The organism is Actinocorallia aurantiaca, from assembly GCF_039533685.1.
Taxonomy (GTDB): Bacteria; Actinomycetota; Actinomycetes; order Streptosporangiales; family Streptosporangiaceae; genus Actinocorallia; species Actinocorallia aurantiaca.
Genome location: NZ_BAAATZ010000018.1, coordinates 118,164 through 129,751 on the forward strand (window position 1 = coordinate 118,164; position 11,588 = coordinate 129,751).

At 70.7% G+C, this 11,588-nt stretch carries 13 protein-coding genes; 5 read left to right on the top strand and 8 right to left on the bottom strand.

Annotated elements, in window-relative coordinates; translation table 11 throughout:
- Positions 1-30: 30 nt before the first annotated feature.
- The 4 genes from ABD327_RS22015 to ABD327_RS22030 are packed head-to-tail and all read right to left on the bottom strand — an operon-like array spanning position 31 to position 4,209.
- Positions 31-1,359 (bottom strand): HD-GYP domain-containing protein, encoded by a 1,329-nt coding sequence (locus ABD327_RS22015; protein WP_344452480.1) that lies wholly within the window; start codon positions 1,357-1,359, stop codon positions 31-33.
- A 53-nt stretch (positions 1,360-1,412) separates the two neighbouring features.
- Positions 1,413-2,348 (bottom strand): CbbX protein, encoded by a 936-nt coding sequence (gene cbbX, locus ABD327_RS22020; protein WP_344452481.1) that lies wholly within the window; start codon positions 2,346-2,348, stop codon positions 1,413-1,415.
- A 17-nt stretch (positions 2,349-2,365) separates the two neighbouring features.
- The gene (locus ABD327_RS22025) at positions 2,366-2,782 is read right to left on the bottom strand and encodes a ribulose bisphosphate carboxylase small subunit (RefSeq protein WP_344452483.1); all 417 of its coding nucleotides are present in this window, start codon (positions 2,780-2,782) and stop codon (positions 2,366-2,368) included.
- A complete protein-coding gene (locus ABD327_RS22030; protein WP_344452484.1) occupies positions 2,782-4,209 on the bottom strand; it encodes a form I ribulose bisphosphate carboxylase large subunit in 1,428 nt (475 codons plus the stop codon). The genes ABD327_RS22025 and ABD327_RS22030 overlap by 1 nt, the downstream gene beginning before the upstream one ends.
- Before the next feature lie 84 nt (positions 4,210-4,293).
- Between ABD327_RS22030 and ABD327_RS22035 the strand changes: the two genes are divergently transcribed.
- On the top strand, positions 4,294-5,154 hold the full coding sequence (locus tag ABD327_RS22035; RefSeq protein WP_344452485.1) for a LysR family transcriptional regulator: 861 nt from the start codon (positions 4,294-4,296) through the stop codon (positions 5,152-5,154).
- Here the strand turns inward: ABD327_RS22035 and ABD327_RS22040 are convergent.
- Both ABD327_RS22040 and ABD327_RS22045 read right to left on the bottom strand, forming a co-directional pair.
- Complete coding sequence (locus ABD327_RS22040; RefSeq protein ID WP_344452486.1) at positions 5,151-6,290, bottom strand: GAF domain-containing sensor histidine kinase; 1,140 nt, start codon at positions 6,288-6,290, stop codon at positions 5,151-5,153. The genes ABD327_RS22035 and ABD327_RS22040 overlap by 4 nt on opposite strands.
- Positions 6,287-6,943, bottom strand: coding sequence for a response regulator (locus ABD327_RS22045; RefSeq protein WP_344452487.1), 657 nt, complete (start codon positions 6,941-6,943; stop codon positions 6,287-6,289). Before ABD327_RS22045 ends, ABD327_RS22040 begins: the two co-directional genes overlap by 4 nt.
- Before the next feature lie 149 nt (positions 6,944-7,092).
- Between ABD327_RS22045 and ABD327_RS22050 the strand changes: the two genes are divergently transcribed.
- Positions 7,093-8,040 (top strand): phosphoribulokinase, encoded by a 948-nt coding sequence (locus ABD327_RS22050; RefSeq protein ID WP_344452488.1) that lies wholly within the window; start codon positions 7,093-7,095, stop codon positions 8,038-8,040.
- Positions 8,041-8,187: 147 nt separating this feature from the next.
- Positions 8,188-9,096, top strand: coding sequence for a proteasome assembly chaperone family protein (locus ABD327_RS22055; protein ID WP_425547176.1), 909 nt, complete (start codon positions 8,188-8,190; stop codon positions 9,094-9,096).
- A 15-nt stretch (positions 9,097-9,111) separates the two neighbouring features.
- Here ABD327_RS22055 and ABD327_RS22060 read toward each other — a convergent pair whose 3' ends face one another.
- Positions 9,112-9,507, bottom strand: a complete 396-nt coding sequence (locus tag ABD327_RS22060) for a hypothetical protein (RefSeq protein ID WP_344452489.1) — start codon at positions 9,505-9,507, stop codon at positions 9,112-9,114.
- Positions 9,508-9,572: 65 nt separating this feature from the next.
- Positions 9,573-10,256, bottom strand: coding sequence for an NAD(P)-dependent oxidoreductase (locus ABD327_RS22065; protein WP_344452490.1), 684 nt, complete (start codon positions 10,254-10,256; stop codon positions 9,573-9,575).
- Positions 10,257-10,350: 94 nt separating this feature from the next.
- Here ABD327_RS22065 and ABD327_RS22070 point away from each other — a divergent pair, with 94 nt between their 5' ends.
- Entirely contained in the window at positions 10,351-10,725 is a 375-nt protein-coding gene (locus ABD327_RS22070; protein ID WP_344452491.1) for a winged helix-turn-helix transcriptional regulator, read from the top strand.
- Positions 10,722-11,543, top strand: coding sequence for an alpha/beta fold hydrolase (locus ABD327_RS22075; RefSeq protein WP_344452492.1), 822 nt, complete (start codon positions 10,722-10,724; stop codon positions 11,541-11,543). The genes ABD327_RS22070 and ABD327_RS22075 overlap by 4 nt, the downstream gene beginning before the upstream one ends.
- The last annotated feature ends 45 nt before the right edge of the window (positions 11,544-11,588 follow it).

Genomic DNA, 11,588 nt, shown 5'->3' on the forward strand with positions numbered 1-11,588 from the left:
TAAGCGAAATATCCGCCATGGTGGAAGAAATCAGGGGGCGTCGGGCTCCTCGGGATCGTCGTGGTCGCGGAGGACGGGGTCGTCGTGGTCCCGGGGGACGGGGGCGGACAGGGGGACGGGGAGGACCGGAGGGGCGGCGGGGGGCTGCCAGCCCCTGGTGTCCAGGGCGCGCAGGAACGCCTCGACCATGCGGGGGTCGAACTCGGTGCCCGAGCAGCGCTTGAGCTCGGCGACGCCCTCCTCGAGGGTGCGGGCGCGGCGGTAGGAGCGGTTGGAGGTGATGGCGTCGAAGGTGTCGGCGACGCCGATGATGCGGGCGAACTCGGGGATCTCGGCGCCGACGAGGCCCAGCGGGTAGCCGCGCCCGTCGAGCTTCTCGTGGTGGTACATGATGCCGCCGAGCGCCTCGTCCAGGAAGTCGATGTGGCCGACGATCTCCAGGCCGCGCATCGGGTGGAGCTGGATCTCGATGAACTCCAGCTCGGTGGGCCTGCCGTCCTTCTGCAGGACGCGGGTGGAGACGCCGAGCTTGCCGACGTCGTGCAGCATCCCGGCGAAGCGGACGGCCTCCAGACGGGCGCCGGTGATGCCGAGCTCCTCGGCGATCATCATCGAGCCGCGGGAGACCCGTTCGCTGTGGCCGCGGGTGTAGAGGTCCTTGGTCTCCACGGCCTGGCACAGGACCGCCAGCGTGGCCTCCTGCGCCGCCTTCTTCTCGGAGGTCTGGGCCATCGCCCACGTCGCCGTGAACAGGGGCAGCAGCACCAGGACGGGGGACGCGACGCTGAGGGTGTCCCAGCCGCCGGCGATGAGCAGGCCGAACCAGCCGAACCCCAGGCAGCCCGCGGACAGAGTCCCGGCGTCCCGCAGCAGCTCCCGCACGCCGGTGCGTTCAGCCAGCAGCAGCACCCCCGCGATGAGCAGCAGGTTGACCGCCACGAAGACGACGAGGGCCAGCGCGAACGGCAGGATCAGCTCCTCGAACCGCGACTCGCGGTACGAGGCGTCCATCGAGTGGAAGACGATCCCGGAGATCCAGCCGCAGAGCGCGAACTGCGCGGCGTTGAAGACGCGCTTGACCAGGGAGATGCGTTGCGGGCTGGCCAGCGCGCACAACCCGATGAGCGCGGCGCCGTCGGGGCCGAGCAGGACCACCGCGGCGAGCGTCGCGGCGTAGCTCATCGAGACCCTGGCGCTCTTGACCCACAATCGCGCCGACATCGCGTCGCAGACCACGAACAGCGTGGCCAGCACGGCGTAGGTGGACCAGTCGACCCGGCGCGTCGCCGCCAGGAGCAGCGCCGCGCACGAGATCACCGCGATCACGTAGGCCCGCGCCGCCACCGGAAGCTCTCGCATGGTCGGAGGCTAACCGCATTCGCTCGGTCACCGAGGGAAAGTCACCGAACCGGTCACTGTCCCGCGAAGACGCGGGAGGCCTGGAAGTCCTCGGGCAGGAGCGTGGTCAGCGCGGCGAGGTCGACTTTCGGCGCGGTGGCCATGAGCCTGCTGGCGTGCCGCAGCCGGGCCCGTTCGATGGCGTTGCGGATGGAGCGGGCGTTGGCGAACCGCGGCTGGTCGCGTCTGAGCTCGATGTAGGAGCGGAACACCGGCCCGGTCTCGGCCGCGAGCCCGTAGCCCTCGCGGGCCAGCATGAGCAGGCCGATCTCCTCCAGCTCCCCGGCCGTGTAGTCGGGGAAGTCGACGTGGTGGGCGATCCTCGAGCTCATGCCGGGGTTGGAGGAGAAGAACGAGTCCATCCGGTCGGCGTAGCCGGCCAGGACGACCACCACGTCGTCGCGCTGGTTCTCCATCACCTGCAGCAGGATCTCGATGGCCTCCTGCCCGTAGTCGCGTTCGTTCTCCGCCCGGTACAGGTAGTAGGCCTCGTCGATGAACAGGACCCCGCCCATCGCCCGTTTGAGGACCTCCTTGGTCTTGGGCGCGGTGTGCCCGACGTACTGGCCGACGAGGTCGTCGCGGGTGACGCTGACCAGGTGGCCCTTGCGCAGGTAGCCGAGGCGGTGCAGCAGCTCGGCGAGCCGGACGGCGACCGTCGTCTTCCCGGTGCCGGGGCTGCCGGTGAAGCACATGTGCAGGCTGGGCCGGGCCGCCTCCAGGCCGAAGCGGCCCCGGACCCGGTCGACGAGCAGCAGCGCGGCGATCTCCCTGATGCGGGTCTTGACCGGGGCGAGGCCGACGAGCTCGGAGTCCAGGGCGTCCAGGATCTCGTCGATCTTCGACTCCGCGCGTTCCCGCGCCAGGTCCACCACCGCGTCGCGGGGGAGGAGTTCCGGCGGCGACTCTTCTTCCCCGGGGGCGGGAGGGCGCATACCGAAGGGTGTCACTGCCGGAACTCCTCGTCTTAGTACCGCTCGCCTTCGGGGCGGTCGGTGGCGTAGGCGTGCATGGTGTAGCGGACCTGACGGTCGGCGGTCTCCTCACGGGTGAGGCGGAAACCAGGCTCGTTTCCGGGCCGCTGGACGATGAACTGGAGGGCCGTCGTCTGGCGTCCGTAACGCGCGTCGTAGGCGTTGAGCCGCACGTAGTGGTTCGGGAACGTCCTGCGGCACTCGTTCAGCTCCATCAGCACCCCGGCGGGGTCCTTCAGGTCGAACATCGGCAGGCCCCACATCTCCCAGTAGCTGTTGCGGGGGTGCGGGTCGTCGGTGTATTCGACCGAGCACGGCCAGCCGTTGTCCAGCGCGTACGCGATCTGCAGTGTGATCTCCTCGTCCGTGAGGTCGGGGAGGTAGGAGAAGGCGCCTTGCGTGATCCTCATCAGCTCACCACCGGGGTTTCCAGGACGTCGGGGGTGTCGGTCGACGCGTACGTGAAGGTGATGTCGCCCCAGGTCGCCAGCGCCACGTCGAGTTCGCGGCTGTGCTTGGCGGCGGCCCGCAGGATGTCGGGCCCCTCCTGGAGGAAGTCGCGGCCCTCGTTGCGGGCTTTGATCATCGCCTCCAGGGCGACGCGGTTGGCGCTCGCGCCGGCCGCGATGCCCATGGGGTGGCCGATGGTGCCGCCGCCGAACTGGAGGATGACGTCCTCGTCGAGGTAGTGCAGGAGCTGGTGCATCTGCCCGGCGTGGATGCCTCCGGACGCGACCGGCATGACGCCCGGCATGGACGCCCACTCCTGGTCGAAGTACAGGCCCTTGCGCGGGTCGGCCTCGATCTTGTCCTTGCGGAGGGTGTCGTAGAACCCGGCGACGCTGTACGGGTCGCCTTCGAGCTTGCCTACGACCGTCCCGGCGTGGATGTGGTCGACTCCGGCGAGGCGCATCCACTTGGAGATGACGCGGAAGCTCACGCCGTGGTTCTTCTGCCGCGTGTACGTGGAGTGGCCCGCGCGATGCAGGTGCAGCAGTACGCCGTTGGCACGCGCCCACTTGGCCATCGACTGGATGGCCGTGTAGCCGATCGTGAGGTCGATCATGATGACGACGCTGCCGAGCTGCTTGGCGAACTCCGCCCGCTCGTACATGTCCTCCATCGTCCCGGCCGTGATGTTCAGGTAGTGGCCCTTGATCTCGCCACTGGCCGCCTGCGCGCGGGTGACGCCCTCCATGCAGTACAGGAAGCGGTCACGCCAGCGCATGAACGGCTGGGAGTTGATGTTCTCGTCGTCCTTGGTGAAGTCCAGGCCGCCCCGGAGCGCCTCGTAGACGACGCGTCCGTAGTTGCGGGCGCTGAGGCCGAGCTTGGGCTTGACGGTCGCGCCCAGCAGCGGACGGCCGAACTTCCCCAGGTATTCGCGCTCCATGACGATGCCGTGCGCGGGCCCCTGGAACGTCTTCACGTAGTGCGTGGGGATGCGCATGTCCTCCAGACGGAGCGCCTTGAGGGCCTTGAAACCGAAGACATTGCCGATGATGGACGAGGTGAGGTTGGCGATGGAGCCTTCCTCGAACAGGTCCAGGTCGTAGGCGATGTAGGCGATGAACTGGTCGTCGGTGCCGGGGACGGGCTCCACCTTGTAGCACTTGGCCTGGTAGTTCTCGTACGAGGTGAGCCGGTCGGTCCATACGACCGTCCACGTCGCGGTGGACGACTCTCCGGCGACCGCCGCGCCCGCCTCCTCCGGCGGCACCCCCGGCTGGGGGCTGATGCGGAAGGCCGCCAGGATGTCGCTGTCCTTCGGCACGTAGTCGGGCCGCCAGTAGCCCATCTCCGCGTAGGGGATCACGCCCGCGGACCATCTGCCCATCGGTAGCTCCTCTCGTTGACGAGGCAAGCATGTGGGCTCGACACTTGTGGCGTCCATCAAGTGTTTCGGGGTGAATATCAAGCGATGACTGAATCCAGGTTGCGGACGTTCGTTGCGCTCGCCGACACCGGCTCGGTCCGCGCCGCCGCCGAACGGCTCTACGTGACGGAGTCGGCGGTCTCGGCGTCCGTCACCGCGCTCGCCCGCGACCTGGGCGTCCCGCTGGTGGAGAGGGCGGGTCGCGGCGTCGTGCTGACCCCCGCCGGACGGGTCTACGCCGACTACGCCAGGAAGCTGCTCGGCCTGCACGAGGAGGCGCGCGCCGCTGCGCGCGGCGAACACGAACCGGGCACGGGACGGCTGAGGCTGGCCGCCGTCACGACCGCGGCCGACCAGGTGCTGCCCGGCCTGCTCGCCGACTTCCGGCGCTCGTGGCCCCGGGTGGAACTGGCCCTGGAGGTGGGGCCCAGCCGCCGGATCTGGGCGGCGCTGTCGGCCCACGAGGCGGATCTGGTGCTCGGCGGACGGCCTCCCGCGGGCACGCGGGCCACGGTCCTGGCCACCCGCTCCAACGAACTGGTCCTGGTGGCCGCCCCCGGCGTCCCGTTCGACCTGCGCACCACCCCGTGGGTCATGCGGGAGCCCGGTTCGGGCACCAGGGTCGCGGCCGAGGCCTACCTGGCCGAGTACGAGGCGGCCCCGCCCACGCTCGTCCTGGGCTCCAACGGGGCGGTGATCGCGGGAGCGGCGGCCGGGCTGGGCGCGGCGCTCGTCCACCGGGACGCGGTCCGGCACGACCTGGCCGCGGGACGGCTGCGGGTGGTGGACGCGCCCGGCACCCCCCTGCCCCGGCCCTGGCACGCGGTGGCCGGGCCGGCGCCCGCCGCCACGACCAGGCTGTTCGTGCGGCATCTGGTGGATTCGGGCTGGACGCCCGGCGCCTAACGCAGAGGCAGGACGGCGCGGACCATGGTGCCCTCTCCCGGACGGGACTGCAGGGTCATCCGGCCTCCCAGGAGCTCGGCGCGCTCGGCCATGCCGCGCAGCCCGTACGAGCCGGGGGCGGGCCGGTGCGGGTGGAACCCGCAACCGTCGTCGCTGACGCTGAGCCGCACCCTGTCGCGCTCGTACTCCAGCAGGATGTCGGCCGACATCGCGTCCGCGTGGCGCAGGATGTTGCCGACGGCCTCCTGGGCGATGCGGTACAGGGCGGTCTGCAGGTGGTCGGGCAGCGGCGCGTCCAGTTCGCCCGCCACGGTGACGGTGACGTCCAGGGAGGGCCTGCGGGCGTCCGCCTCGCGGGCCAGGCCCGCCAGCGCGGCGGACAGGCCCAGATCGTCCAGGACGGGCGGGCGCAGGCCGCCGATCGCGGCCCGGGTCTCGGCCGAAGCCAGGTCACACAGGTTTCGGGCGACGAGGATCTGGCGCCGGGCCTCGTCGATGGACGGATCGTCGACGGGCAGGCCGCGCAGCGCCGCCGACAGGTGGAACCCCAGGCTGGCCAGCCGCTGGGCGATGCCGTCGTGGATCTCGCGGGCCAGCCTCCCCCGTTCGGCCTCCTGCGCCTCCACCGCGCGTTCGGCGAACTCCTCGGCGGAGTGCTCGCGCTCCCGCGCCATCCGCAGCCGCCGCGCCGAGCACACGACCGGGGAGAACAGCGCGGCCAGCGCCTTGACGAGGGCGACGTCGTCCTCGGTGCGGCGCTCGCCGTCCGGGGCGCGCACCTGGATGACCGCGAGGGTGCGGGACTTCTCATCGCGGACGGGGAAGACCAGGCCGTTCTCATACGTCCGGGATATCCCGTGCGCGGCGCACCAGCCGACGAAGCCCTCGCCGAGCAGGACGGGGGCGGGGACGTCCTGCGGACGGGGGGCTCCGCCCGTCCACTCCAGGGTCCGGCCCTCGTCGTCCAGGACGTACAGCTCGCACGAGGCGAACCGGGTGGCCGACAGCGTGAGCGCCGCCAGGTCGGAGGCCAGGCCGTTCAGCTCGCGGTCGGCGCAGGCCACGCCGACGACGCGGGTCAGCAGGGTCACGTCCCTCCCGGCGAGCAGGCTCAGGGCGCGGGCCCGCCCGTTCAACGGAAGAGCCCCTCGCGCAGCGCGACGGCGATGGCGGCGGAGCGGTCGGTCACCTCGAGTTTGCGGTAGAGCGTGCGCAGGTGGCTTTTCACGGTCTCCTCCGACAGGTGCAGGCGGGCCGCGATCGCCCGGTTGGAGAGGCCTCCGACCAGCAGGGACAGCACCTCGCTCTCCCGCTGGGTCAGGCCCCGGTTGGCGCCGGGCCAGAACTCCCCCCGGTTGAGGCGCGCGGCGCTGGCGGCCATCCGCCCGGCGAGGGTGGGGTCGACGACCGTCTCGCCGACGGAGACCTCCTCCAGGCGGCGCACCAACTCGATCCCGTCGACCCGTTTGAGCAGGTAGCCCGCGGCTCCCGCCCGCAGCGCCTCGAAGACGTACTGCTCGTCGTCGTAGACGGACAGGAAGACGACCCTGGAGTCGGGCGCCGACGCCGACAGGGCGCGGCACAGGTCGAGGCCGCTGTGCGGTCCGAGCCGGACGTCCAGCAGGACGATGTCCGGCCGCAGCGACGTGACCAGCCGGGTCGCCTCGGAAGGCTCGGCGGCCTGGCCGACGACGCGCACTCTGCCGGTGAAACCGGAGAGCATCGCCTGCAGCCCGGCCAGGATCATTTCATGGTCGTCGACGAGCACGACCCTTACGGGGGCGGCCATCCCCGCAACATAACAAGCTTGGCTACCGGCGAGTAGTAAGAGGGGGCGACCTTCACCCCCGGCTTCCCACGCTCGGGGGACGAACACTTCTCACCATCGGCCTACCTTCGCGGTGAGAGACGCAGTCGAGGAGGAGACGAGGAGACAGCGTGCCCCATCGGATCGTGCACATGCTGCGTGCCCGCGGCACCGGACGGCGTCCGGTCATGCTGGCGATAGCGGGAGACAGCGCGGCGGGAAAGACGACGCTGACCAGGGGGCTGGTCGAGTGCCTCGGCGAGGACCGCATGACCGCCGTCTGCGTCGACGACTACCACCGCTACGACAGGGAGGAGCGCAAGAACAAACCGTTCACCGCGCTGCACCCCGACTGCAACCACATCGAGGTGATGGAGCAGCACCTGCAGCTGCTGGCCATGGGCGAGCCCATCCTCAAGCCCGTCTACGACCACGGAACCGGCAGGCTCGTGCGGCCGGAACTGGTCGAGCCGAGGGACTTCGTCATCGTGGAGGGGCTGCTGCCGCTCTACAGCAAGATGGCGCGCGCCTGCTTCGACATCACCGTCTACCTCGACCCCCCCGAGGAGCAGCGGCACGCCTGGAAGATCCAGCGCGACACCACCAAGCGCGGCTACGCCCCCGAACAGGTGCTGGAGGAGCTGCGGCGCCGCGAACTGGAGAGCGCCGCGTTCATCCGGCCCCAGCGCAGGCACGCCGACATCGTCGTGCGGTTCGGATCGCTCGCCGGACGGGACGAGCCGGCCGGCTCGCCGCTGTCGGCCGAACTGCTGCTGCGGCCGACCATCGACCACCCGGAGCTGGACGAGATCGTCCGGGGAGCGGACGCCCTGCACCTGCGGCTGCTGCGCGACACGGACGGGCGCCCGGTGGACTCCCTGCACGTCCACGGGAACGTCCCGCCGGACGAGGCGGAGATCGTCAAGAAGGCCGTCTGGGAGCGGCTCGACGTGGACACGCCCTTCCCCGACGGGCTCGGACGGCTCAACGACGGCAACCGCAGTGACCCGGTGGCCATCACCCAGCTCCTGCTGCTCTACCACCTGATCAACGCCGACCGGGTCCGGGTGGCGTCCTGACCGTCCTCGGACACGGCCCCGTGCGCGCCCCCGGCGCACGGGGCCGTTCACACGCCGTCCACATGAGGAGCGTTCACCAGCCGGGATGAAACGCGGCCTGCACTATGTTGGTCCCTGAAAGGCATATGAACATACGCCGACTGGGAGGTGGGTCCGCTGCGCCCCGAGGATCTGTACCGGCTCGAGGACGGGCTGCCCGAGCTCGACCGTCCGGTACTGCTGCATCGCCTGGAAGGCTTCATGGACGCCGGATCCGCGGGCAGGCTGGTACGGGATCACATCCTGGAGACGCTCGAGCACCGGGTGGTCGCGACCTTCGAGCTGGACGAACTGATCGACTACCGGGCGCGCCGGCCGATGATGAGCTTCGACGGGGACCACTGGGAGTCCTACGAGAAGCCCGAACTGCTGCTGCACCTCGTCCAGGACTCCGTGGGCCAGTCGTTCCTGCTGCTGGACGGGCCCGAGCCCGACCGCGCCTGGGACAGGTTCACCACCGCCGTCCAGCAGCTGATCGAACGGCTCGGCGTCCGGCTGAGCGTGAACGTGCACGGCATCCCGATGGGCGTGCCGCACACCCGCCCGATCGGGCTGACCGCGCACGGCACCCGGCCCGAGCTGCTGAGCTGGCCCAAGTCGCCGTTCGGCAAGGTCCAGGTGCCCGGCAGCGCCGCGGCGCTGCTGGAGCTGCGCCTGGGCGAGGCGGGCCACGACGCGATCGGCTTCGCCGTCCACGTGCCGCACTACCTGGCGCAGTCGTCCTACCCGACGGCCGCCGTCACCGCCCTGGAGACGTTGATCAACGCGACCGGGCTGGCGATCCCCGGCGACGCCCTGCGCGAGGCCGCCGCCGAGACCGACAAGGAGATCGCCGCCCAGGTGGACGGCTCCGACGAGGTCCAGAAGGTCGTCCGCGCCCTGGAGCAGCAGTACGACGCCTTCACCGGCGCGGCCGACCGCGAGTCCCTGCTGGCCGAGGACACCCCGATGCCGACCGCCGAGGAGCTCGCCGCCCAGTTCGAGCAGTTCCTCGCCGAGCAGGACGGCGAGGCCTGAGCACCGGGCGGGGCTTCAGAAACTGCTGCTGGAACCCGAGTCGCTGCTGAACGAACTGCTGGATCCGGAGTCGCTGCTGCTACTGCTGCCGCTGTCGTGGGACGAGCTGCTGTAGTCGTGGCTCGGCCCGTGTCCGTGGTGCGACGTCTCGTGCCCGGAGTACGAGGAGCCGTCGCCGTGGTCCGCGGAGCCGCTGAAGTGGTGCGGGCCGCTGCCGCCGTGGTCGCCCGGGTGGTGCCATGGTCCGCGGCTCGAGGTGGGGAAGAAGGGCGCGAACAGCGAGAGGTTCTCCTCGCCGAACATCTCGCGCCGGAATCTGCGGTGGGAGCGCAGCGCCAGCCCCAGGGTGAGCGCACTGATCGAGAGCACCACCCCGGGGATCAGGAAGAAGAGGAAGGTGAGGTCGTTCATGGCCGCCCGCCGTTCTCTCGCCGTCAGGGCTTCTCCGGTTGAGATGCGGGCGCGACCCGTCCGGTTCAGGTGGTGCGCCCGGCTTCGGCGGCCGGGGTGAAGACGGACACCCGGCCCCGGCGCGTGGGCGACTCAATCTCGTCCACGATCGCCACGGCCAGATCCGCGTAGGACAGGGGTGCGTCGACCAGGGTCTCGCCGCCGAACGCGTAGCGCCCGGTGCGGGGGCCGTCCGGGTCCAGGGCGGCCGGGGGAGTGAGCATGAGCCAGCGCACCCCGGCGCCGGCGGCGCGCAGCCGTTCGAGGCCGGCGGTGTGGGCGAGGGCGAACGGGCGGATGTGCTCGGGGAACAGGCCGGGATCGTCCATCACCGGGACGCCGTCCGGAGTGACGAGATTGGCGAACAGGCCGACGAGCAGCAGTGAGGGGGCTTCCGCCGCCTCCAGGCCCGCCAGCAGCGCGTCGGCGCTCTTGACGAAGAACTCGGGGTCGAGCGTGGAGAAGTCCGCCTCGGGGCCGCTGAACGGGGAGACGGCGTGGACGGCCGCGTCATGCCCGGGCGCGAGCGACGAGACCTCCCCGGGTGCCGTGACGTCGCCGCGTACGAGGGTGACGCCGGGGCGCTCGAGCGTTCGGTGGGCATCGGGGTTCCGCACCGCGGCGGTCACCTCGTGGCCGCGGGAGAGGGCCTCCCCGGTCACCGCGCGTCCCGCCCTGCCACCCGCCCCGAAGACGATGATCCTGCTCATGGCCCGCCCTTTCTCCGTTGTGATCGTGATCCGGAGTGGACGGTAACCGCGGGAACGCCGGTTACTTCAACGGTATCGGGCCTACCCTGCGGATATGAGGGAGCCGCTGTCGCCCGAGATGTTCGACCCGATGTGTCCGTCCAGCGCTTTTCCGATCCAGATCGGCGGCAAATGGACGGGGATGTTGATCCGGTGCCTGGAACACGGCCCGCGCCGGTTCACCGAACTGCGGAACGCCCTCCCCGCCGTCACCCCGAAGGTGCTCTCCGAGACGCTCCGCTCGATGGAGCGCGACGGGCTCCTCACCCGCACCGTCCACGACGAGAATCCGCCGCGCGTGGAGTACGAGCTCACCGGGCTGGGACGGAGCCTGCTCGACCTCATCGAGGCCTCCCGCGCCTGGGCCGCGGAGCATTTCCACACCCTGCTCAAGGCCCGGGACGAGCATGATCTAGAGTCGTCACCATGAGTTACATAACGGTTGCTGATGGTACCCGAATTCACTACAAGGACTGGGGGAGCGGGCAGCCCGTGGTGTTCAGCCACGGATGGCCGCTCAGCTCCGACGCGTGGGACGAGCAGATGTGCCTCGTCGCTGAGCACGGCTTCCGGGCCGTCGCCCACGACCGCCGCGGGCACGGCCGCTCCACCCAGACATGGACCGGCAACGACATGGACACCTACGCCGACGACCTGGCCCGGCTCGTCGAGGAGCTCGATCTGCGGGACGCCGTCCACGTCGGGCACTCGACGGGCGGGGGCGAGGTCGTCCGGTACCTGGCCCGGCACGGGACGTCCCGCGCGGCCAAGGCCGTCCTGGCCGGCGCGGTCCCGCCGCTGATGCTGCGGACCGACGCCAACCCCGAGGGGCAGCCCATCGAGGTGTTCGACCAGATCCGCGAGGGCCTGCGCAAGGACCGGTCCCAGTTCTACCGCGACCTCAGCGCCGCCTTCTACGGCGCCAACCGCCCCGGCTCGACCGTCTCCCAGGGCACCCGCGACGCCTTCTGGCTGATGAGCATGCAGGCGGGTCTCAAGCCCGCCCTGGACTGCGTCGCCCAGTTCTCCGAGACCGACTTCACCGAGGACCTCAAGAAGATCGACATCCCGGTCCTGGTCGCCCACGGAGAGGACGACCAGATCGTCCCGGTCCAGGCCGCCGCCCCGAAGACCGCCGAACTACTCGAGGACGCCACACTCAAGATCTACCCCGGTGCCCCTCACGGCATCACGGGCGACTACAGGTCCGCCTTCGAAAAGGACCTGCTGGCCTTCCTCCAGAAGTGACCACCGAGATCCCGCGGCCCGGCCGGCGGTGTCCCCGGCCGGGGA